20 protein-coding genes are annotated in these 23417 nt (G+C 55.9%); 9 read left to right on the plus strand and 11 right to left on the minus strand.

From position 1 onward, the window contains the following. Positions 1 to 79 precede the first annotated feature (79 nt). The 6 genes from dbpA to SIK69_RS08155 all read right to left on the minus strand — a co-directional run bounded on the left by dbpA (position 80) and on the right by SIK69_RS08155 (position 6686). On the minus strand, positions 80 to 1453 hold the full coding sequence (dbpA, locus tag SIK69_RS08130) for an ATP-dependent RNA helicase DbpA (RefSeq protein ID WP_319627944.1): 1374 nt from the start codon (positions 1451 to 1453) through the stop codon (positions 80 to 82). Between the two features lie 130 nt (positions 1454 to 1583). Then, on the minus strand, positions 1584 to 2465 hold the full coding sequence (phnE, locus tag SIK69_RS08135; RefSeq protein WP_319785847.1) for a phosphonate ABC transporter, permease protein PhnE: 882 nt from the start codon (positions 2463 to 2465) through the stop codon (positions 1584 to 1586). After that, positions 2462 to 3328, minus strand: a complete 867-nt coding sequence (gene phnE / locus SIK69_RS08140) for a phosphonate ABC transporter, permease protein PhnE (protein ID WP_374941368.1) — start codon at positions 3326 to 3328, stop codon at positions 2462 to 2464. Before phnE (SIK69_RS08140) ends, phnE (SIK69_RS08135) begins: the two co-directional genes overlap by 4 nt. Positions 3329 to 3387: 59 nt before the next feature. Further along, positions 3388 to 4326: a phosphonate ABC transporter substrate-binding protein gene (gene phnD / locus SIK69_RS08145; protein WP_319785849.1), complete on the minus strand. Its 939-nt coding sequence runs from the start codon at positions 4324 to 4326 to the stop codon at positions 3388 to 3390. Positions 4327 to 4356: 30 nt separating this feature from the next. Further along, on the minus strand, positions 4357 to 5199 hold the full coding sequence (gene phnC, locus SIK69_RS08150) for a phosphonate ABC transporter ATP-binding protein (protein WP_319785850.1): 843 nt from the start codon (positions 5197 to 5199) through the stop codon (positions 4357 to 4359). Positions 5200 to 5294: 95 nt separating this feature from the next. Beyond that, the gene (locus SIK69_RS08155; RefSeq protein ID WP_319785969.1) at positions 5295 to 6686 is read right to left on the minus strand and encodes a glycoside-pentoside-hexuronide (GPH):cation symporter; all 1392 of its coding nucleotides are present in this window, start codon (positions 6684 to 6686) and stop codon (positions 5295 to 5297) included. A gap of 283 nt (positions 6687 to 6969) precedes the next feature. Here SIK69_RS08155 and SIK69_RS08160 point away from each other — a divergent pair, with 283 nt between their 5' ends. From SIK69_RS08160 to SIK69_RS08180, 5 genes are all read left to right on the plus strand, one after another. Beyond that, positions 6970 to 7647, plus strand: coding sequence for a nucleoside recognition domain-containing protein (locus tag SIK69_RS08160; RefSeq protein ID WP_319785851.1), 678 nt, complete (start codon positions 6970 to 6972; stop codon positions 7645 to 7647). Then, positions 7628 to 8089, plus strand: coding sequence for a YjiG family protein (locus tag SIK69_RS08165; RefSeq protein WP_319627919.1), 462 nt, complete (start codon positions 7628 to 7630; stop codon positions 8087 to 8089). Before SIK69_RS08160 ends, SIK69_RS08165 begins: the two co-directional genes overlap by 20 nt. An 8-nt stretch (positions 8090 to 8097) precedes the next feature. Then, positions 8098 to 9261: a beta-aspartyl-peptidase gene (iadA, locus tag SIK69_RS08170; protein WP_319785852.1), complete on the plus strand. Its 1164-nt coding sequence runs from the start codon at positions 8098 to 8100 to the stop codon at positions 9259 to 9261. Positions 9262 to 9440: 179 nt separating this feature from the next. Further along, entirely contained in the window at positions 9441 to 11195 is a 1755-nt protein-coding gene (treA, locus tag SIK69_RS08175; protein WP_319785853.1) for an alpha,alpha-trehalase TreA, read from the plus strand. Between the two features lie 174 nt (positions 11196 to 11369). Further along, positions 11370 to 13490 carry a TonB-dependent siderophore receptor gene (locus SIK69_RS08180; protein WP_319627914.1) on the plus strand — a complete coding sequence of 707 codons (2121 nt, stop codon included), beginning with the start codon at positions 11370 to 11372 and terminating at the stop codon, positions 13488 to 13490. Between the two features lie 93 nt (positions 13491 to 13583). On the opposite strand, the gene SIK69_RS08185 is transcribed toward SIK69_RS08180, so the two are convergent. Continuing rightward, positions 13584 to 13838: a GlsB/YeaQ/YmgE family stress response membrane protein gene (locus SIK69_RS08185; protein WP_319627913.1), complete on the minus strand. Its 255-nt coding sequence runs from the start codon at positions 13836 to 13838 to the stop codon at positions 13584 to 13586. Between the two features lie 210 nt (positions 13839 to 14048). Between SIK69_RS08185 and ycgR the strand changes: the two genes are divergently transcribed. Further along, complete coding sequence (gene ycgR, locus SIK69_RS08190) at positions 14049 to 14780, plus strand: flagellar brake protein YcgR (RefSeq protein WP_319785855.1); 732 nt, start codon at positions 14049 to 14051, stop codon at positions 14778 to 14780. On the opposite strand, the gene emtA is transcribed toward ycgR, so the two are convergent. Continuing rightward, complete coding sequence (gene emtA / locus SIK69_RS08195) at positions 14781 to 15401, minus strand: membrane-bound lytic murein transglycosylase EmtA (protein WP_319785856.1); 621 nt, start codon at positions 15399 to 15401, stop codon at positions 14781 to 14783. Positions 15402 to 15493: 92 nt separating this feature from the next. Between emtA and ldcA the strand changes: the two genes are divergently transcribed. Further along, the gene (gene ldcA, locus SIK69_RS08200; protein WP_319785857.1) at positions 15494 to 16405 is read left to right on the plus strand and encodes a muramoyltetrapeptide carboxypeptidase; all 912 of its coding nucleotides are present in this window, start codon (positions 15494 to 15496) and stop codon (positions 16403 to 16405) included. Between the two features lie 95 nt (positions 16406 to 16500). Continuing rightward, the gene (locus SIK69_RS08205; protein ID WP_319627909.1) at positions 16501 to 18234 is read left to right on the plus strand and encodes a potassium/proton antiporter; all 1734 of its coding nucleotides are present in this window, start codon (positions 16501 to 16503) and stop codon (positions 18232 to 18234) included. Between the two features lie 98 nt (positions 18235 to 18332). Here SIK69_RS08205 and dadX read toward each other — a convergent pair whose 3' ends face one another. Together dadX and SIK69_RS08215 are read right to left on the minus strand one after the other, a co-directional pair. After that, a complete protein-coding gene (gene dadX / locus SIK69_RS08210) occupies positions 18333 to 19403 on the minus strand; it encodes a catabolic alanine racemase DadX (protein ID WP_319785858.1) in 1071 nt (356 codons plus the stop codon). Positions 19404 to 19412: 9 nt separating this feature from the next. Beyond that, positions 19413 to 20711 (minus strand): D-amino acid dehydrogenase, encoded by a 1299-nt coding sequence (locus SIK69_RS08215; protein WP_319785859.1) that lies wholly within the window; start codon positions 20709 to 20711, stop codon positions 19413 to 19415. Between the two features lie 319 nt (positions 20712 to 21030). On the opposite strand from SIK69_RS08215, the gene SIK69_RS08220 reads away from it, so the two are divergent. Next, complete coding sequence (locus SIK69_RS08220) at positions 21031 to 22563, plus strand: SpoVR family protein (RefSeq protein ID WP_319627906.1); 1533 nt, start codon at positions 21031 to 21033, stop codon at positions 22561 to 22563. Between the two features lie 57 nt (positions 22564 to 22620). On the opposite strand, the gene fadR is transcribed toward SIK69_RS08220, so the two are convergent. After that, on the minus strand, positions 22621 to 23340 hold the full coding sequence (gene fadR / locus SIK69_RS08225; protein ID WP_319627905.1) for a fatty acid metabolism transcriptional regulator FadR: 720 nt from the start codon (positions 23338 to 23340) through the stop codon (positions 22621 to 22623). Positions 23341 to 23417: the final 77 nt, after the last annotated feature.

The following is a 23417-nucleotide window of genomic DNA, read 5'->3' on the forward strand; positions in this document are numbered from 1 at the left end:
CATAAGAAGTTCGCCGGGTCTGGAATGATGTCATCGCCAACCGGGTAACTCAGGTGCAAATGTTCAGCAGAACAGCGAATTACTTCAGCAACCGCACCTTCACCGACTTCCCTTTAATTTTGCCCTGCTGGAGCTGTTTCCAGGCATGGCGGGCAACGCTTTGTTTGACGGCCACAAAAGCGTGGATTGGGTGGATATCGATTTTACCAATATCATCTCCAGCCAGGCCCATGTCTCCGGTTAACGCACCGAGAATATCACCCGGACGCATTTTGGCTTTTTTGCCGCCGTCAATGCACAGGGTTGCCATGGTCGCTTCCAGCGGCGCGATGTTGATGCCGGTGGGTGCCTGCTGCCAAATGACCTTGAAGTTCAGCATATCTTCGAGCACCGCAGCACGCTGGCCCTCTTCCGGGGAGCAGAAGCTGATAGCCAGCCCACTCTGCCCGGCACGTGCAGTACGCCCAATACGGTGAACGTGAACTTCCGGGTCCCACGCCAGTTCGAAGTTGATGACCATCTCCAGCGCTTTAATGTCGAGCCCTCGCGCGGCGACGTCGGTCGCCACCAGCACGCGGCTGCTACCGTTGGCAAAACGCACCAGAGTCTGATCGCGGTCACGCTGTTCCATGTCGCCGTGCAGTGCCAGTACGCTCTGGTTACTTTCGCTTAGCGCATCGCAGACCGCCTGACAATCTTTTTTGGTGTTACAGAACACCACGCAGGAGGCGGGCTGGTGCTTGCTCAGCAGCTTTTGCAACAGGCCGATTTTGCCGTTGCGGGACACTTCATAAAACTGCTGTTCGACCGCAGGCAGCTCGTCGACGGTGTCGATTTCTACGGTCTGCGGGTCACGCTGAATACGGGTGCTGATGGCGGCAATGGCGCTCGGCCAGGTTGCGGAGAACAGCAGCGTCTGACGGTTGGCGGGCGCATGGCTGATCACCTCGTCAATTGCGTCGGCAAAGCCCATGTCCAGCATCCGGTCGGCTTCATCCAGCACCAGCGTTTGCAAGGCTTCGAGATTCACCGTCTCTTTTTTCAGGTGATCGAGCAGTCGTCCCGGGGTCGCCACAATGATATGCGGGGCGTGGATCAGAGAATCGCGTTGAACGCTAAACGGCAGGCCGCCGCACAGAGTCAGCACTTTAATGTTAGGCATGTAGCGCGCCAAACGACGCAGCTCTTTCGCGACCTGGTCAGCCAGTTCGCGCGTCGGACACAGCACCAGCGACTGGGTTATAAACTGGCTGGCATCAATATGTTGCAGCAGGCCCAGGCCGAAGGCCGCGGTTTTGCCGCTGCCGGTTTTCGCCTGCGCACGGACGTCTTTCCCCGCAAGAATGGCCGGTAACGCCGCCGCCTGCACCGGGGTCATGTTCAGATAGCCCAGCTCATTGAGATTATCGAGTTGTTCAGCAGGAAGCGCGTTCAGTTCAGAAAAAGAGATCACGGTCATTATTCCGGTAATTACATCGAAAATGGGCAACGACATGCGTCGCTGCCGTCAAGAAGGGCGTCATCATACCATTGACGCCCTGCTCCCGATGCGAGTTTTTTCCGGGGTATTCATCCTGGCAACGCTAGTCCGCCTTGTACAACGGCACCGTCGCCCCCGTGATGTAGCGGCGACGCAGCCACGACGACAGTGCATCCATGGTCATCACCACTGCCACCAGCAGCAAGGTGATAAACATCACCACGTCCCAATTCCACAGACGCATATTTTCAGCGTAAATCAGCCCGATACCGCCCGCGCCGACAAAGCCGAGCACCGCAGCGGAGCGGGTGTTGGATTCAAGCTGATACAGGCTCAGCGCAAGAAAGGTCGGGAACGATTGAGTGAAGATGCCGAAGCGGTGTTTTTGCAATCCGTTGGCACCCACCGCTGTCAGGCCACGGCCCGGCGAACGCTCCACCGCCTCATGCCCTTCGGCATATAACCGCCCGAGCAAGCCGGTGTCCTGCATGATGATCGCCAGCACCCCGGCGAGCGGACCTAAGCCCACTGCCCGCACGAAAATCAGCCCCCAGATAGCCATGTCAATCCCGCGCAGCAGGTCGAACAGCCGACGCATAAACATCGCCACGAACCGCGTGACCGGGCCGCGCATCACGTTGCGCGCCGCGAGAAACGACAGCAACAAGGCTATTACCGTGGCGGTGAGAGTGCCGGAGAAAACGATCGCCAGGGTGATGCCAATCTGACTGAAGTAGTAGCCGAATGGCCAGTTGAGAAAATCATCCCAGACGAACATACGGAAGAAGTAGCGCCCAAGCTGCTGCATCCCGGTGGTGAGCTGTTCATAGCTGATACCAAACTGAATGAAGAACCAGACGTAATACAGCCCTACCGCCAGCCCCAGCAGCGCCAGATGACGCAGATAGCGGCCCTGGGCGCGGAATAACTCAGCATGTTGTTCACGATAATGCTCGGTGTCGGTGACCGCCTGCCAGTGTTTCATTTTTTTCCCTCCAGAACCCGCTGGCGCAGTCGGCCAGAAAGCGTGTCCAGAATCGAGACCACGACGACAATCAGCAACAGCGTCATGCTCACCTGGTCGTAGCGGTCGAGTTTGATGTTGGTCATCAGCTCCTGGCCAATCCCGCCCGCCCCCACCAGACCCAGAATGGTCGATGAGCGGAAGTTGATTTCAAAACGCATGAAGGCATAGGAGAGAAAAATCGGTTTGACCTGCGGCCAGAGGGCGAAGCGCATTCGCTGCAACGGCGTGGCGCCACAGGCGGTCAGGCCGCGAACCGGCTTGTTCTGCGCGCTTTCAATCGCCTCATAGAACAGTTTGGTCAGGCTGCCGATAGTGTGCAGGGTCAGGGCCAGAAATCCTGGTATCGCCCCGATGCCAAACGCCATCACGAAAATCACCGCCCAGGCCAGTTCCGGCATGGTGCGCAGGAACGCCACCAGGGCGCGAATACCGAAGCGCAGCCCGGCGGGGGCCCAGGCGTTGCGGGCGGCAAGAAACGCGAGGACAGTCGCTATCGCTACGGCAACCAGGGTCGCCGCCAGCGCCAGCTGTAAGGTTTCCCAAATTAGCGGCAGTTGAACGGGCAGACGATAGCCCCAGTAGGCCAGCGACCCTTTGGTGTGAACATCCCCGAACAGCTGGCTGGCATGCAGCGTCGGCACGGTTTCCAGCATGTAATCGAAGAAGTTCGGCAGCGAATGCCAGATAGTGATGAGATTAAATTCTGCGGCCTGTCCGGCGGCAAAATAGAGGACCAGCAGTAAGGCGGACCAGGTCACGGTGTCGCGCGTCTGGCGCATTTTCACCTGCTGGTAGTAGTGTTCAAATTCTGTATTCTGCATGTTCACTCGCGGGATGCACGCTCCCCCGCACACTTCGCGGGGGAGATGAAAGGGCCTGATTAACGGGCGTTAACCAGCTCGCGTTTCATGTCGATAATCTGCTGGAAATCCGCCACGCTAGCCGGACCAATATGCTGGGTGCCGCCCATCGCTTTGATAAAGCACGCGTGGTCTTCTTTATCCAGTTTCTTCACCGCATCGACCACTTTGGCTTTGAATTCCGGCGGCAGACTGTTGCTCACCAGGATTGGGCCGTTAGGAATCAACGGCGATTGCCAGATGATACGGATGTTTTTCATCAGGTCCGGATGGTCCATACGGATCAGGCGGTTAAACGCCCCGGCGGAGTAACCATCGTTGTAGTCACCGACCATAGAAGCCCAGGTCACCGCGCCCGCGAACTGACCGTTCAGCACGCCGAGAATGTCCTGCTCGTGGCCGCCTGAGAAGGTGACGCTGGAGAAGAAGTTGTTGTATTTGTTATCGGTGGTGCCGCCGAATTTCTTCTTGAATGCCTGGTTTGGGATCAGGAAGCCGGAAGTGGAATCCGGGTCAGCCATACCGAAGGACTTGCCCTTCAGGTCATCAAGGGTTTTGTACGGGCTGTCGGCTTTGACGATTACCACCGAGTGGTAGCCGCGCGACTGATCTTTGTCGTCCACCGCGATACCAACGATATCCACCGCTTTCGGGTTGTTGATGTACACCGATGCATAGGATGACGGCGACATGCTCAGTACCACATCCACTTTACCGCCAAGCAGGCCCTGGATGACGCCAGAGTAGTCTGAGGAATTACGCAGCTTGGTGTCGACGCTCAGTTCCTTGTCGAGAAAATCCTTCACGCACTGGTTATCGCCAATCTGCTGGGTGGCATTTTGTCCGCCCAGAATACCCAGATTCAGCTCTTTCGGTTGATCCGCCGCGGCTTGCCCTGCCACCAGCAGCCCTGCCATCATCGCGGAAAAACGTAATGCGCTCGTCATGTGCTTATTCATTATCATTGCCCGTGTTGTCTGTGTTGAGGATTAATGAAGCTGGCTGATTTCATCGCCATAGAGCTGTTGCAGAACATCCGGGCTGAGTAAGTCCGGATGGCCGTCAAACACGATTTGTCCCTGTGCGATCCCGATCGCGCGGGTGCAGTAAGATTTCACCAGTTCGATCGAGTGCAGGTTGACCATCACGCTAATGCCCTGCTCGCTCACTTCCCGCAGCACGTTCATGATGCGTTGGGTGTTCTTCGGGTCGAGCGAAGCTACCGGTTCGTCGGCCAGCAGTATCGAAGGGTTCTGAATCAGCGCCCGGCAAATTGCCACCCGCTGCATCTGTCCACCGGAGAGGTTTTCCGCTCGCTGAAGCGCGTGTGGCAGCATGTTCATCCATTCGAGCAGCGCAATGGCGCGAGCGCGGTCCTCGTCGGAGAAAACTTTAAACAGGGATTTGAGCGTGGAGGTCTGGCTCAGACGGCCGAGTAAGACGTTGGTCAGCACATCGAGACGCGGCACCAGGCAGAAATCCTGGAAAATCATCCCGCATTCGCTGCGCCATTGATTCAGGGCGCGACCGCTGAGGCCAGAGACATCGCGCGGCGTGCCCACTTCCGGGTAGCTCAGCAGCTCGCCGGAAGTGGCCGGATGGGTGCCGTTCAGCACGTGCAGCAGCGTGGATTTTCCCGCTCCCGAACGCCCGACGATCCCCACCATTTCGCCTGCATGAAGGTCAAAGTTAATGTCGTTCAGCACCGTCTGGTGGGCGTTGTACGACTTACAGAGGTGGTTCACGCTCAGCACTTTGCGCTGATGGGCGTGAATAATCTGCGGCTGGACCGGATAATCGTTCAGGGAAAAGAGTGCGCGAGCGTTGTTCATAAGAGTTCCACGTTGCTTGTTTTGCCGTGGTTATTAACAACGCTGCGCGTGACGCTTTAATGACAGAAAAACGATAAACAGATGAACATCGTGGCTTATGGGGTAACGGAAGAGGTTTCCGTTGTCTCCGCCGTTTCGGCAAACACGCCGCGATTGAGGTCGGCCACCACCTCGTTCATTCGGGCTTCCGTCAGGCTGTAGAACTTGATGGCAATGGCGGTCAGCAGATAGAACACCGACGGAATAACTGAGAACAGTAGCACGATACCGTACAGCGCTTCGGACGATTGCACCTTGCTGCTGGAAGCATAGCCATAATATGCCAGCACCCAGCCCAGGATAGCCCCGCCGACCGCCACCCCGAGTTTGATAACAAAGATATTGGCCGCCACGTTCATACCGGTAATACGGCGTTGGGTTTTCCATTCACCGTAGTTATTGGCATCGGTGATCATTGACCACTGAATAGCCGCGTTGCCGCCCTGTACCAGCTGGATCAGAATATGCGCGAACAGCGGGATCACCCAGTAATTCATTGGCAGCATAAAGCACACCACGCCCAGGGCGGCATTGAGCAGGTTTATCCAGAATGAGAGCTTCACTTTGCAGAAACGGGTGCCAAATGGTTTAGCCAGCACCGACCCAAACATCGAGGCAAACATGCCGCCGAGCATAAACCAGCTGATGATATCGGCCCCTTCGCTCAGGACACTATTAACGAAATAGACCACCGCCCCGCCGCGGATCACCACCGCCACCAGCATCGTGAAGTTATAAACCGATAATATCCGCCACTGATCGTTACGGAACAGAATTTTCATATCGCGGGCAATATTCAGATTTTCTTCTTTAATTGGCTGAACACGCTCTTTGGTGGTAAAGAAACAGACGATGAACATCAGGCAGCCAATCACGCCAAATATCGCCATCGCCACTTGAACCCCGGTCGCTCGGTCGGCGGGATAAAGAAAATCTGCCAGCGGCAAAATAAATGCAGTGCCTAATGCCCCGCCAATTGGGGTAATGGCAAAACGCCAGGATTGCAGAGAAAGACTTTCCTGCGGATCGGTGGTCAGTGCAGCGCCTAATGAGCAATAGGGAATATTAATTGCGGTATACATTAGTGTCATAAATATATAGGCCGCGACGGCATAGACTACTTTTCCACTGTCTGAGAAACTCGGTATGGAATAAACCAGCACGCAGCTCACTGCAAAAGGTACGCAGATGGCTAACAGCCACGGACGGAAACGCCCCCAACGGGTGGCGGTTGCATCAGCAATGGCCCCCATAATCGGGTCGGTAATCGCATCGAGTATGCGAACCAGTAAAAACATGGTGCCCATCACCGCTGGCGGTAATCCATATATATCGGTGTAGTACCAGGCCAGAATGGCCACCGAGGAATCAAAAACAATATGACTGGCGGCATCGCCGAGGCTGTAGCCAACTTTTTCTCTGACGGATAACTTTACTCCTGCCACGATAAAATCCCCTTCAGTATTAAAATGTGCAACCGGTTTCTTATGTGGCGTTATTTTTTGCACAGTCCGGGAAAAGCTTTCCATTATGATTTTTGACTAATTTCTTATGTTTTTTACTTTATGTGATCTGAAAGAGGTTCAGCCTGTCGAGGCGTGTCGTTTTTTACTGCCCTGACGTGGCGCAACGTTAATATCCACACTCTTTATCTTGTCTTTACGTTGAATTTCGTTTTAAGTTTCCCGGCAGGAATATTTTTCTCTACGCAATGACAACTGGAGGTCAAAGATGGGTCATACACCCCCTACACAGCAAAAAGTGACATGGGTTGGCTATTTAGCTTTTTTTATTACGATTATTTTCTTTTCAGGTTTGTTTGGCAAAAGTACCGAGTGGTGGCGCGTTTTTGATTTCACGGTGCTCAACGGGTCATTTGGTCAGGTGAATAACGCAGGCGATAGCGTGGTTTCCTTTCGCGGCACTGGCGGCACCGGGGCAAAAGACGGTTTTCTGTTTGCCCTCGAATTAGCCCCGTCGGTGATCCTCTCTTTAGGGATTATCTCCATCACCGAGGGATTAGGCGGGCTGCGCGCCGCCCAGCAATTGATGACGCCGATACTGCGTCCGTTGCTTGGGATCCCCGGCATGTGCTCCCTGGCGCTGATTGCCAACTTACAAAACACCGATGCCGCCGCCGGGATGACCAAAGAACTGGCCGCCGAGGGGGTGATTAACGAACAGGAACGCGCCGTCTTCGCGACGTTCCAGACCAGCGGCAGCGCCTTGCTCACCAATTATTTCTCTTCCGGCGCCGCGCTATTTGCGTTTATTACCGTGCCGGTGATCCTCCCGCTGGCGGTGGTGCTGGTGTTTAAATTTGTCGGCGCCAATATGTTACGGCTGTGGATCGCCCATATCGAGAATCGCACAGTAAGAGGAGCAGGGAATGACAACGCAAGCGCATAAAAACGTGATGGACTTGTTTATTGATGGCGCCAGAAGAGGGTTCACCATCGCCACCACCAGCCTGCTGCCAAATGTGGTGATGGCTTTCGTGATTATCCAGGCGTTGAAGGTCACCGGACTGTTGGAGATAGTCGGTAAGGTCTGCGAACCGATTATGGCGCTGTGGGGCTTACCTGGCGAAGCGGCAACGGTGCTACTGGCTGCGGTAATGAGCATGGGCGGCGGGGTCGGGGTTTGCGCCAGCCTGATCATGGCGGGCAGTTTAAATGGTCATGATGCCACCGTCCTGTTGCCCGCTATCTATCTGATGGGCAACCCGGTGCAGAACGTCGGTCGCTGCCTGGGAACGGCGGGTGTGCTGCCCAAATATTATCCGCACATTATCGCGGTCTGCGTCATCAATGCCCTGCTCTCGATTTGGGTTATGCAACTGATTGTCTGAGGTTAAAAATGGATTTTTCTGAGTACGGTTTGACCCTGTTCAAACAGGCGCAGCTCTATGCGCCAGAAAATTTAGGCCGCCAGGATCTGCTGGTCGCAGGCGGTAAAATCGTGGCGATAGCGCCCCACATCGAAGCCACAGTTATTCCGGGCTGTGAGGTCATTGACCTCAACGGTGCCATCCTGTGCCCGGGCTTTATTGACCAGCACGTGCACCTGATTGGCGGCGGGGGCGAAGCTGGCCCACATACCCGCACCCCGGAGGTGCGTTTGTCGCGCCTGGTGGAAGCCGGGGTGACATCTGTGGTTGGATTATTGGGAACGGATGGTATTACCCGTCACCCGGAGTCACTGCTGGCGAAAACCCGGGCGCTGGAGGCGGAAGGCATTAGCGCCTGGATGCTGACCGGGGCCTATTCTCTCCCCTCTCCGACGATTACCGGATCGGTTGACCGGGACGTGGCGCTTATTGATAAGGTGATTGGCGTGAAGTGCGCCATTTCCGATCATCGCTCATCGGCCCCGGCCATTGAGCAACTGGCGCAGATGGCGGCCCAGGCGCGGGTGGGTGGCTTGCTGGGGGCAAAAGCCGGTATAAGCGTGTTCCATATGGGTAACAGCCCGCGCGAACTGGAGCCATTGCGGGAAATCCTGCGCCATGCTGATGTACCGATTGGCAAACTGCTCCCGACCCATGTCAATCGTGCTGAGCCGTTGTTTATCGCGGCGTTGCAGTTTGCCCGTGATGGCGGGTTTATCGACATTACCAGTAGCATTGAGGCACCGATCGATCCCGCAACGGCGATTATGCGTGCGCTGCAGGCGGACGTCCCGCTGGCCCAGATAACGCTCAGTTCAGACGGGAACGGCAGTCAGCCGAAATTTGACGACCGGGGGAATCTGACCGGGATAGGCGTCGCTGGTTTTGAGTCATTACTGGAAACACTGCGAAAGCTGGTGGTGCAGCATAAATTGCCGCTGGAGCAGGCGCTCAGCCCGCTGACCCGCAACGTGGCGACCTTCCTTGACCTGCCTCAGAAAGGGCGTCTGGCACCCGGTGGTGATGCAGACCTGCTGATGCTCGACGACCAGATGCAACTCCGCGCAGTATGGGCCAAAGGAAAACAGATGGTCCGCGACGGGAAAGCCTGCGTGCGGGGAACCTTCGAGTAATATCCGCCTGATATGATCGTTGCACGCAAGCCCGGTTATCGGGTTTGCGTTTTTTATTTGAAACGCAACGGTAATTTTTCTGGAAATGCGCGAAACGTTATCTGTAACACGCGCGGGGAACGATATTCGGCTATGGTTGTTAACAGCGGAAACTGCGCAGCTAAAAAGGAGAATCAACAATGAATAAACCCGTTTTGCGCCGTCCTGACGCACTGTACTTTGCTCTGCAACTGGCCCTCGGCGGTGCCCTACTTTCGTTAAGCGTGGCCTCAGCCCAGGCTGACGATGTCCAGACCGCCACGCCGCAATCGCCGGATATTTTGTTTGGCCCGCTGTTCAATGACGTGCAGAGCGCGAAGCTGTTCCCGGACCAGAAAACCTTTGCCGATGCGGTGCCTAACGGGGATCCGTTGATGATCCTCGCTGATTACCGGATGCAGCGAAATCAGAGCAGTTTTGACCTGCGCCATTTTGTGGAGGTGAACTTCACCCTGCCGCAGGAAAAAGACAAATACGTGCCGCCGAAAGGCCAGAGCCTGCGGGCCCATATTGATGGCCTGTGGCCGGTTCTGACCCGCACCACCGACAGCGCTGCAAAATGGGATTCCCTGCTGCCGCTGCCCAAGCCGTATGTCGTGCCCGGCGGACGCTTCCGTGAGGTCTATTACTGGGACAGTTATTTCACCATGCTCGGCCTGGCGGAAAGCGGTCACTGGGACAAAATCGAGGATATGGTTGCCAACTTTGCCTATGAAATTGACACCTGGGGCCATATTCCAAACGGTAACCGCAGCTACTATCTGAGCCGCTCGCAGCCGCCGTTCTTCTCGCTGATGGTTGAACTGCTGGCTACTCACGACCGCGATGCGCTGAAAACCTATCTGCCACAGATGGAAAAAGAGCACGCCTACTGGATGGACGGTCAGGATTCGCTGCAAAACGGTAAGGCCGACAAACGGGTGGTGAAACTTAGCGACGGCGCGGTGCTCAACCGCTACTGGGATGACAAAGACACCCCGCGTCCGGAATCGTGGCTCGACGATGTGAATACCGCCAAGAGCAATCCGAACCGCCCGGCGACCGAAATTTACCGCGACCTGCGCTCTGCCGCCGCGTCCGGCTGGGACTTCAGTTCGCGCTGGATGGATGACCCGCAAAAACTCAGCACCCTCCGCACGACCAGCATTGTGCCGGTCGACCTTAATGCCCTGATGTTCAAAATGGAAAAAATCATCGCCAGCGCCAGCAAAGCTGCCGGGGATGATGCCAAAGCGGCGCGTTATGACGCGATGGCCAACGACCGCCAGAAGGCCATCGAAAATCACCTGTGGAATGAGAAAGAGGGTTGGTACGCCGATTACGATTTGAAAACCCAAAAGGTGCGTAATCAGCTGACTGCCGCCGCGTTGTTCCCGCTGTATGTCAATGCGGCCTCCAGCGATCGCGCGGCGAAAATGGCGTCGGTTACTGAGTCCCGCCTGCTGAAACCAGGCGGCATCACCACCACCACCGTGAACAGCGGACAGCAATGGGATGCGCCGAATGGCTGGGCCCCGCTGCAATGGGTCGCCGCCGAAGGGCTGCAAAACTACGGCAAGGATAAGATCGCGATGGAGGTCAGCTGGCGTTTCCTGACCAACGTGCAGCACACCTACGACAGCCAGCAAAAACTGGTCGAGAAATATGACATCACCTCGACCGGCACCGGCGGTGGTGGCGGGGAATATCCGTTACAGGATGGCTTCGGCTGGAGTAATGGCGTGACCCTGAAAATGCTGGATTTGATCTGCCCGAAAGCGCAGCCGTGCGATGACGTGCCTAAAAACCGCCCAGCCCCGGCAGCCAGCCCCGCCCCATCAGACAAGAAAGCCCCAGAAGCCGACAAAACGCCTGCGCCTGCAACGGCTGCTCTCACTCCGGCTGAAAAAGCCTAATCCCCCTTATCAGCCTGCTACCAGAAATGGTAGCAGGGCTGCTTAGTCCCTCTCTTGACCTCGCTAACGCAAACAATAATAATTCGCATTCTTTTTTAACGAAAAATGACATTTTCGCACCTTTTGACACGGTGGCGCACAGGAGTGCCAGGCCGCGTTTTTCAGGATTATGCAATGAATAACACTTTGCTTCTCAAACGCTCGTCGGTCTTTTGCGCCCTGGCGCTGGCGTTCCCCTGCTCAACCTTCGCAGAAGAAACGGTGGTCGTCACGGCCCAGCCGGTTGAATCCGCTACCGCTCCGACCAAAGGCTACACCGCTAAAACATCCACCGGTTCGACCAAAACCGATCAACCCCTGATCACCACCGCCCAATCGGTATCGGTAGTGACCCGTGAGCAGATGGAAGATCAGGGTGTGACTAACGTCAGCCAGGCGCTGAGCTACACCCCGGGGGTGTACAGCACCTTTGGCGGCTCGGCCACCCGCTTCGACGCTATTTCCCTGCGCGGCTATCACGGCGGCGACGTGGATAACATTTTCCTCGACGGGATGCGCCTGATGAGTGATGGCGGCAGTCATAACGTCATTCAGATTGACCCGTGGTTCCTCGACCGCATCGACGTTATCAAAGGTCCCTCTTCCGCGCTATACGGCCAAAGCGTGCCGGGCGGGCTGGTGAATCTGACCTCAAAGCGTCCCCAATTTAGCTCCGAAGGTCACGTACAGGTATTTGGCGGCACCCAGAGCACTAAAGGCGCGGCGTTCGATTATACCGATGCCATTAACGACCAGTGGGCGTACCGGGTGATTGGCATTACCCGCAATACCGATACGCAGGTGGATAATACCCGCGAAGAACGTTACGCGATCTCTCCGTCGCTGCTATGGCAGCCCGATTCTGACACCAGCCTGTTGCTGCGGGCCTATCTGCAAAAAGATCCATCCGGCGGCTACCACGGCTCGCTGCCGCTGGACGGCACCCGCTATGAGCACAACGGTCGTAAGCTGAGTAATCACACCAATGAAGGCGATCCGGGCGACGGCTATCAGCGCCGCGAGCAGATCTACAGCTACGAATTTAATCACCAGTTCGACGATGTCTGGTCGGTCTCTTCCAGCGGAAGTTATACCCATTCGAATGTGAATCTGGACCAGGTGTATCAAGTGGGCTGGATAGGCGACAGCGATATGCTGGCACGCGGCTACAGCGGTTCTGAAGGCTCGCTCGACGGCTGGTCAACCGATAACCGTATTAAGGCCGATTTCAACACCGGCGAGGTATCACACACCGTGGTGCTGGGCGGGGAATATCATCGCTTCCGCAATGACCTGTGGACCGGTGCGGGCAGCGCCAATCCGCTCAATCCGTTTACCGGGTATACCGCACAGACCGGGCATACCGTGACCTACAGCGATTATAACAATCGTCGCTATTATCAGACCGGTATCTATTTGCAAGATGAGATGGTGTGGAACCGCTGGCATGCGGATCTCTCCACCCGTTACGACCGTATTGTTTCCCAGCAGGTGAGCGATACCTTTGGCACCTCGTCGCGCCGTTCCGATGACCATATCAGCAGCCGCGCCTCGCTGCTGTATGCCTTTGAGAATGGCCTGTCTCCGTACATGAGCTACAGCCAGGCGATCACCCCGGCGATGCTGTCCGGTCCGGACGGTACGCTGCTGAAACCGACCACCGCCGAGCAGTTCGAAGCGGGTCTGAAATTCCAGCCGCCGGGCACTGCCGACATGTACAGTATTGCGATGTATGATCTGACGCAGAAAGATGTCGCTACCCGTGACCCGAATATCGCCACCGCGACCTTCCTGCCCGCCGGGAAAGTGCATTCGCAGGGTGTGGAACTCGAAGCGCGTAACCAGCTCACGCCGCGCCTGAGCACCATCGCGGGCTATACCTGGAACCGTTTACGCTTTGCCGATACCAAAGATGGCACCGACGACAATACGCCGCAGCTGACGCCGGACCAGATGGCTTCCCTGTGGGCGCACTATAAATTTGATTACGGTATCAGCGCGGGCGCGGGTGTGCGTTATATCGGCAAACAGTGGGCTGACGACGCGAATACCGAACGTCTGCCGTCCACCACTCTGTTTGATGCGATGATTCGCGCCGATCTCGGGGCGTGGACATCGGCGCTAAAAGGCGCGTATTTACAGGTGAATGCGAATAACCTGACTGACAGAGAGTATATTTCCGGCTGTTACGGCACCAATAACTGCTATTGGGGTGCGGAGCGTTCGGTGATTGCCACCGTCGGATATGATTTCTGAGGATAAATAAGAAAATTGCCCGGTGGCGCTACGCTTGCCGGGCCTACCGTGTAATCCGTAGGTCCGGCAAGTCTGTGCCGCCGGGCAACTGTATTATGCGTTGCGACGCAGCAATCGGAACACCAGCAGCACCACAACGGCACCTACAACGGCGACCAGGAAGCTGTGCAGGTTAAAGCCGGACACGTCCCCAATACCAAACATGGTTGCCAGCCACCCCCCCACTACAGCACCGACAATCCCCAGGATACAGGTGAGGATAAAGCCGCCGCCATCACGTCCTGGCATCAGCAGTTTGGCAATAACACCCGCAATCAGTCCGAATATAATCCAGGTCAGAATACCCATTTTAACCCTCCTCCAAATAAACAAATTAACCACAATAAAAACAGGATTATTGTAAGCCCCGCGTCTCTTAAGTATAGGTAAACATTCCTGAAAAGTTGGTCAACGGGGGAAAATATTTATTAGAAATAAATTTTTCACCCGTTTGTATTAAGTTCTGTAGGGCGCTGCCGATAGTTGATCGAATCTCTGTCAAATAAGGAGCTACCGGGCGTGAGTCATTACAATGAGCAATTCCTGAAACAAAATCCGCTGGCAGTGTTAAACGTTCTTCGCGATCTGCACCGCGATCGTATCCCGTTGCGTGTTTGCTGGGGAACATCGCAATTTATTAGCCGCATTCTCGACATCTCTCCTCAGGCGTTGATCATCGACTATGGTAGCCAGGAGTATGAGAACCGCGCGGTTCAGCGTGCTGAAAATATCACTCTTTCTGCCGAAACCCAGGGAGCCAAAATAGAATTTACCGTACCGAAGGTGAATCATGGTCAGTTCCTCGATTTGCCCGCCTTCACCCTGCCTATCCCTTCGTCGCTGTGGTTTATTCAGCGCCGTGAGTTTTTCCGCATCTCCGCCCCGCTGCACCCGATCTATTACTGCCGGGCAAAACTGGCTGATAAAAGTGAAATTCGTTTTCGTCTGTGTGACCTGTCGCTTGGCGGAATGGGGGGGCTGATGGAGTCTGCGCCACCGGCTATTCTGAAAGCCGGGGTGATGTTCTCACAGTTGGAACTCGATATGGGGGAATGGGGAAAATTCCACTTCGACGCGCAGCTGCTTTCGCTCAGCGAACACAAGGTGGTGGACAGCAAGAATGAGACAATTAGCACCCCGCGCCTGAGCTTTCGTTTTCTCAACGTCAGCCCGGCAATGGAGCGCACGCTCCAGCGGATTATTTTCTCGCTGGAGCGTGAGGCGCGTGAGCGCGCAAACAAAGTGCGTTAGTTAGTCGATAGCGTCCATCGCTTTCTGCACCTTCCAGATATAGCGCGGAGCCTGTGGCGATGGGTGGTTTTTGACGATGTGGTCGAAGAATTCCTCTTTATCCATATCGTTTATCTCCTCTATCGCTTTTTTGCGATCGGAGGAGAAGGTACGCAGCAGCGCACCCGCGCCGTTGACGTAAGAGGTGACCAGCGCATACTGCATCACTTCCGGATCTTTAATCCCCGCCAGCACGCCGTGCTCAAGGATGCTGAAGTAGGCGGTGCCCATCGAGATGTTACGTTCCGGGTTTTTCAGCTCGCTGACTGACGGATCGCCCTTCCAGCCCATATAGCGGTACACTTCCCGCCCGGCGGTGGACGGTTTAAGCTGCATCAGGCCCACCGCCCCCGATTTACTGACCACGTTAGGATTCCCCCCCGATTCCACCGCGATAATGGCGGTGATGAATTTAGGATCAAGCCCCCAGGCTGCCCCGGCCTTCTGGCTGATGGGCATCCATTGCATCGCACGCTGCACCGGCACCGTCGGGTTATAAGGTGGATTACGGTAATCGTATTTCGGTTTTGAACTGCATCCGGCAAGCAAGACAACTAAAACAACAAACCATCTCAATTTCACGCTTCTTTCCTTTTCACTGAAGTGTGCGGCGCTAATGACAACGCGATGTTCAGGCGGCATGATAACCGTTTCATTCTCAGCAAGGAATTGCCATGAATCTGTTTCATCTGATTGCGCCATCGGGCTATTGCATTAACCAACAGGCCGCCATCCGCGGGATTGAGCGCCTGACAGCGGCCGGACACCCGATTAACAATCAGTCGATTCTCACGCGTCGCCAGCAGCGTTTTGCCGGTAATGAAGCCGAGCGTGCAGGCGACATCAACGCGTTGGCACAGCTCGCGGGCAGTAATACGGTTGTGATGCCGGTCCGCGGTGGTTACGGGGCCAGTCGTTTGCTCGACATGATTGACTGGCAGGCGTTAGCTACCCGCCAGCGTCATGATCCGCTACTCATTTGCGGCCATAGCGATTTCACCGCCATTCAGATGGCGCTGCTGTGCAAAGGGGTGATCACCTTCAGCGGCCCGATGCTGGCGGGAAATTTCGGTGCCGATAACCTGAACGAATTTACCCTCGAACATTTCTGGCGCGCGCTGCGTAACCCGGCGTTCACCGTCGAATGGCAAGGCAACGGCCCTGCCTGTGACGTGAAAGGCACGCTGTGGGGCGGCAATCTGGCCATGCTAACCTCCCTTGTCGGCACGCCGTGGCTGCCGGAAATCGACAACGGCATTCTGGTGCTGGAAGACATCAACGAACACCCGTTCCGGGTGGAGCGTATGCTGCTGCAACTGTTCCATGCCGGGATTCTCGGGCGTCAGCAGGCGATTGTGCTCGGCAGCTTCAGCGGCGCGGAGCCGAATGATTACGACGCGGGTTACGATTTACCGGAAATGATGGCTTATCTCCAGTCGCGATTACGAATTCCGGTCATCAGTGGGCTCGACTTTGGTCACGAACAACGCACGGTTACGCTGCCGCTTGGCGCGCAGGCCCGTCTGGTTCACGGTGAAAAAGCCACAACCTTGTCGATTTCCGGTCATCCCACCCTCATTGAATAAAAAATGCATTCATAGCTCTGATAAATCCATCGTTTCACGGACTTCTATGGTAACGTTTTAGACTCTATTCACGCGATTAAGGGAGTACGTGAACGTTGGATGCCGGGGCAATAATTAGTCTGTTTATTCTGGGTTCGGTGCTGGTCACCTGCAGCATTTTATTAAGTTCTTTTTCTTCCCGACTCGGTATTCCGATTCTGGTCATCTTCCTCGCCATCGGTATGCTGGCAGGCGTCGACGGCATTGGCGGCATTCCGTTTGATAATTACCCCTTCACCTTCATGATCAGTAACCTCGCGCTGGCGGTTATTCTGCTGGATGGCGGGATGCGTACCCAGGCGAGTTCGTTTCGCGTCGCCCTGGGGCCTGCGCTATCGCTGGCGACCGTCGGGGTGCTGGTCACCTCCGGATTAACCGGAATGATGGCGGCCTGGCTGTTCCACCTCGATTTAATTGAAGGCCTGCTGATTGGCGCAATTGTCGGTTCCACCGATGCGGCAGCGGTGTTCTCGCTGCTTGGCGGCAAAGGCCTGAACGAACGTGTAGGCTCGACGCTGGAGATTGAATCCGGCAGTAACGATCCGATGGCGGTGTTTCTTACCATCACCCTGATTGAGATGATCCAGCAGCACGAGACCGGACTGAACTGGATGTTCGCAGTGCATATCGTTCAGCAATTTGGCCTTGGGATCCTGATTGGCCTCGGCGGCGGCTATTTGCTGCTGCAAATGATCAACCGTATTTCGCTCCCGGCCGGGCTCTATCCGCTGCTGGCACTGAGCGGCGGGATTATGATTTTCGCCGTCACCACTTCGCTCGACGGCAGTGGCATTCTGGCGGTGTATCTGTGCGGCTTTTTGCTCGGCAACCGCCCTATTCGCAACCGTTATGCCATTTTGCAGAACTTTGATGGCCTGGCCTGGCTGGCACAAATCGGCATGTTCCTCGTGCTTGGTCTGCTGGTGACCCCGTCAGATTTGCTGCCGATCGCCATTCCGGCGCTGCTGCTGTCAGCCGGGATGATTTTCTTTGCTCGTCCGCTGTCGGTATTTATCGGGCTGCTGCCGTTCCGTGGCTTTAACCTGCGTGAGCGGGTGTTTATCAGCTGGGTCGGGTTGCGCGGCGCGGTGCCAATTATCCTCGCGGTGTTCCCAATGATGGCAGGTCTGGAAAATGCCCGGCTGTTCTTCAACGTCGCCTTCTTCGTGGTGCTGGTATCACTGCTGTTGCAGGGCACTTCGCTCTCCTGGGCGGCGAAAAAGGCCAAAGTGGTGGTGCCGCCGGTCGGCTGGCCGGTGTCCCGAGTTGGGCTGGATATTCACCCTGAGAATCCGTGGGAGCAATTTGTGTATCAGCTGAGCGCCGATAAATGGTGCGTCGGCGCGGCGCTGCGTGATTTACATCTGCCGCGCGATACCCGCATTGCGGCACTGTTCCGCGATAACGTGCTGCTGCATCCGACCGGCAGTACCCGCCTGCACGAGGGCGATGTGCTGTGTGTGATTGGTCGCGAGCGGGATTTGCCTGCCCTTGGCAAGTTGTTCAGCCAGTCACCGCCGGTGGCGCTGGATCAGCGCTTCTTTGGTGACTTTATTCTGGACGCCAATGCGAAATTTGCCGATGTGGCGCTGATTTACGGTCTCGACGGCGGGGAAGAGTTTCGTGATAACCAGCAGTCGTTGGGCGAAATCGTGCAGCATCTTTTAGGTGCCGCTCCGGTGGTCGGTGACCAGGTGGAATTCGCCGGGATGATCTGGACTGTGGCTGAGAAAGAAGACAACTCGGTGCAGAAAGTGGGTGTCCGGGTCGCTGAAGAGGACGTGGAATAACGTCGGTTTAGCGGGGTCTGTTGCCCGGTGGCGTTACGCTTCCCGGGCCTACCGCCCAGGGGTTTTTTAGGCCTGACAAGCTTGCGCCACCCGGCAGGTTACACTGTCACAACAGGCACGCGAAGTGCCAGAGCGCACATCAATTCATAACCGACCGTGCCGCAACGGCTGGCGACATCATCAATTTTAATCTCTTTGCCCCACAGTTCGACCGGGGTGCCGATCCCGGCCTGCGGGCAAGGCGTTAAATCCACCGCCAGCATATCCATCGACACGCGCCCTATCGCGCCGGTCCGGATACCGTCCACCAGCACTGGCGTGCCGTCTGGCGCGTTGCGCGGGTAACCGTCCGCATAGCCACAGGCCACAATACCCATCCGTTGTTCCTGCTGGGCTTTGTACAACCGCCCGTAGCCCACGGTATCGCCAGGCTTGAGATTCTGCACGGCGATTATTTCACTGCTGAGCGTCATCACCGGTTTCAGGCCGCTGTTGGCGATATCCTGCCATTTGCCGGAAGGCGATGCGCCATAAAGCACAATGCCTGGCCGCACCCAGTCGAAGTGCGCTTCAGGGTGCCACAGCGTGGCAGCTGAGTTAGACAGCGAGCGCGGGCAGTCGAGCCCTTCCGCCGCCTGCTCGATTTTCGCCATGGGCTCGGCTATTCCGTCAGGGTTTTCCGCATCGGCAAAGTGCGACATCAGGGTCATGTCGCTGACGTTTTTCATGGCGCGAAGCTGTTGCCAGACGGTGTGGATTTTGTCCGGGGTAAAACCGAGGCGGTTCATGCCGCTGTTCACTTTGACGTAGACGTCCAGCGGCGCATTCAGTTTCGCATTTTGCAGCGCTTTTAGCTGCCAGTTGCTGTGGACGCTGGTGGTGAGACGATACTGGTCATACAACGGTAAATCGTCGGCGTGGAAAAAACCTTCCAGCATCAGAATGGGTCCTTTCCAGCCGCGTTCGCGCAGCAGGATGGCCTCTTCCAGGTTTAATAGCGCGAAACCGTCGGTGTCGTTCAGCGCGCTCCAGATACGGTCAATACCGTGACCGTAGGCGTTGGCTTTCACCACCGACCAGACGCGAGAATCCGGGGCCGCAGAGCGCACTACCGTAAGATTCTGCCGCAGCGCCTGCAAATCGAGGCTGGCTACAACGGGACGGGACATAACAGCTCCTTAGTTGTGTACGCCATGCAAATTTTGCGGGCGCGAAGGCGTATAGCCTGACTGATAGCGGGCCACACCTAAATCCTCATACGGAATGGCTGGCGTGCGGCCCGAAAGCAAATCGCTCAGCAGCTGTCCGGAGCCGCAGGCCATGGTCCAGCCCAGCGTGCCGTGTCCGGTATTCAGCCACAGATTTTTGTACGGCGTGCGCCCGACAATCGGTGTGCCGTCCGGTGTCATCGGACGCAGACCGGTCCAGAACGTCGCCTGCTCAACATGACCGCCGCGCGGGAACAGATCCCGCACTACCATCTCCAGCGTTTCGCGACGGGCGCGCAGCAGCTCGGTATTGAAGCCAACGATCTCCGCCATGCCACCGACGCGGATACGGTCGTCGAAACGGGTGATCGCAATTTTATAAGTTTCATCAAGGATAGTCGAAACCGGAGCACCGTTATCCTCTTTAACCGGGATCGTCAGCGAATAGCCTTTCAACGGATACACCGGAATATCGACCATCCCTTTCAGCATTGAGGTGGAATAAGAACCAAACGCCATCACGTAGGCATCGGCTTTAATCACTTCCTCGCCGCACTTCACGCCGTAAATCTTTTCACCTTCACTGAGCAGCTTGTCGACTGGGGTGTTGTAGCGGAACACCACCCCTGCCTCTTCGGCCATTTTCGCCAGACGCTGGGTGAACAGCTGACAGTCGCCGGTTTCGTCATTCGGTAAGCGCAAGCCGCCGGTAAGTTTGTGCGCTACTTCGACAAGCGCTGGCTCAACCTCTGCCAGACGGCTGGCTTCCAGCAGTTGATACGGCACGCCTGCATCCTGCAACACCGCGATGTCACGGGTGGCATTTTCAAACTGCTGTTCAGTGCGGAACAGCTGCAATGTACCGCCCTGGCGGCCTTCGTATTCGATGCCGGTGCTGTCACGAAGCGCTTTCAGGCAGTCGCGGCTGTACTCCGCCAGACGTACCATGCGGCCTTTGTTTTCCATGTAGTGGCGGGTGTCGCAGTTGCGCAGCATCTGCCACATCCATTTCAACTGGAACTGGGTGCCATCGAGGCTTATCGCCAGCGGCGCATGGCGCTGGAACATCCATTTAATGGCCTTGAGCGGCACACCCGGTGCGGCCCACGGCGCGGCATAGCCGGGAGAAATCTGTCCGGCATTGGCGGCACTGGTTTCCAGCGCCGGGCCGGGCTCCCGGTCGATGACCGTGACATCGTGTCCTGCCTGACGTAAATACCAGGCGCTGGTCACGCCCACAACCCCACTTCCGAGGATAACCACTCGCATAGCGACTCCAGATCGGTAAAAGAACAATCTTCTGATTACATATTGATAACCTAGCTGAAAATATTATTCAACATAGGCTTTTTTTATGGTGACTTACCTCACAGATGCCCGTATGACAAAGGTATGCGCGGTTTTGAAATCTCCTGCTGCGGCGCTATTTTCGCCAGCACAATATTCTGTGTAAAATCCAAAACGTCGCCGTTGACGCAGGGAAATCGCGAAGAAAAATATTTGCTGTTCGCACGTTAACGTGGGGGTGTTCTATTCTTGATCTGAGGCTCTCCAGACAGAGAGGGCCGCCAACAATGAGGGCGCGCTAATGGCTACGATTGACTCCATGAATAAGGACACCACACGTCTGAGCGATGGACCCGACTGGACCTTCGAGCTGCTGGATACCTATCTGGCGGAAATCGACCGGGTGGCGAAGCTGTACCGGCTCGACACCTATCCCCATCAAATCGAAGTTATTACCTCCGAACAGATGATGGACGCCTACTCCAGCGTCGGGATGCCGATTAACTATACCCACTGGTCGTTTGGCAAAAAATTTATCGAAACCGAGCGACTCTATAAGCACGGGCAGCAGGGGCTGGCGTATGAAATCGTTATCAACTCCAACCCCTGTATCGCCTATCTGATGGAAGAGAACACCATGACCATGCAGGCGCTGGTCATGGCGCACGCCTGCTACGGGCATAACTCTTTCTTCAAGAATAACTATCTGTTCCGCAGCTGGACCGACGCCAGCTCGATTGTCGATTACCTGATTTTCGCCCGGAAATACATCACCGAATGCGAAGAGCGCTATGGCGTGGATGAAGTGGAGAAGCTGCTCGACTCCTGTCATGCCCTGATGAACTACGGGGTGGATCGTTACAAACGCCCACAGAAGATTTCGTTGCAGGAAGAGAAGGCCCGGCAGAAAAGCCGGGAAGAGTATCTGCAAAGCCAGGTGAATACCCTGTGGCGCACCCTGCCGAAGAAAGAGGAAGAGAAAACCGTCGCCGAAGTGCGCCGTTATCCGTCAGAGCCGCAGGAGAATCTGCTCTATTTTATGGAAAAAAATGCCCCGCTGCTGGAGTCCTGGCAGCGTGAGATCCTGCGTATTGTGCGCAAGGTCAGCCAGTATTTTTATCCGCAGAAGCAGACCCAGGTGATGAACGAGGGCTGGGCGACCTTCTGGCACTACACCATCCTCAATCATCTGTACGATGAAGGTAAAGTGACCGAGCGCTTTATGCTGGAGTTTCTGCACAGCCATACCAACGTGGTGTTCCAGCCGCCGTATAACAGCCCGTGGTACAGCGGTATTAACCCGTATGCGCTGGGCTTTGCGATGTTCCAGGACATTAAACGCATCTGTCAGTCACCGACCGAAGAAGACAAATACTGGTTCCCGGATATCGCGGGCTCCGACTGGCTCGAGACCCTGCACTTCGCGATGCGCGACTTTAAGGATGAGAGCTTTATCAGCCAGTTCCTGTCGCCAAAGGTGATGCGTGATTTCCGCCTGTTCACGGTGCTCGATGACGATCACAATAACTTCCTCGAGATTTCGGCTATCCACAACGAGGAAGGGTATCGGGAGATCCGCAACCGGCTGTCGTCGCAGTACAATCTCAGCAACCTTGAACCGAATATTCAGGTCTGGAACGTGGATCTGCGCGGCGATCGCTCCCTGACGTTACGCTATGTGCCGCACAACCGCGCCCCGCTGGATATGGGCCGTCGGGAAGTGCTCAAACACGTGCATCGTCTGTGGGGCTTTGACGTACATCTTGAGCAACAGAATGCCGACGGCAGCGTCGAGCTGTTGGAGCGCTGCCCGCCGCGACAAAATCTGCTGTAAATCCAATAAATAAAGCCGCTCACTGAGCGGCTTATTACTGTCTGGTGTGGCGAATGATTAACGACCGTGAATGGCCAAATCACCCGGCAGCGTTTTCTGCATTTTATGCCAGATGAGGCCGGAATCGTGACCGTAACGACGAACGGTTTCGTACACCTGCTCGTGCTCGCCCTGCTCGCAAATTTTCGCCAGCTGATGGTAGAAGCCCAGCGCCAGGCTGCGTGCTTCCGGGTTAGCAAAGTAGTGACGACCGATGCGGGTATACAGCCCTTTCATGCCGTTGAGGATCAGGCCATAAATCGGATTGCCGGAGGCAAAAGCCAAGCCGCGGAAAATGCTGTAATCAAGCTCGGCGAAGGCGTCGGCGTGATCTTCCACTTCGCGCGCGGTGGCCAACACGGCCAACGCATCTTCAGGATGCTGACGGAACGCGGTACGAATGAAGATGGTCGCGATGTTGGTACGCACGGAGAGCAGATTGTCGATCAGCTGGGGGACACGGTCGTGATCGAGACGCGCCAGGGTTTCAAGAATGTTGAGGCCTGAGGTTTCCCAGAAGTTATTCACTTTGGTCGGTTTACCGTGCTGAATCGTCAGCCAGCCGTCACGCGCCAGACGTTGTAACACTTCGCGTAAGGTGGTACGAGTGACGCCGATCAGTTCAGAAAGCTCACGCTCTGCGGGCAGGATAGTGCCAGGGGGAAAGCGGTTATTCCAGATACTTTCAATGATGTACTCTTCCGCGAAACCCGCCGGGCTCTGCGCCTTAATGACCATAGTGAGATTTCCATTACACAGCGTTGCAAATATTGAACTCATCATACCAGAGCCAGTCAGGGGCAGATAGCGCATCG

The sequence above is a fragment of the Scandinavium lactucae genome (genome assembly GCF_033843265.1).
In the GTDB taxonomy this organism is placed as follows: domain Bacteria; phylum Pseudomonadota; class Gammaproteobacteria; order Enterobacterales; family Enterobacteriaceae; genus Scandinavium; species Scandinavium lactucae.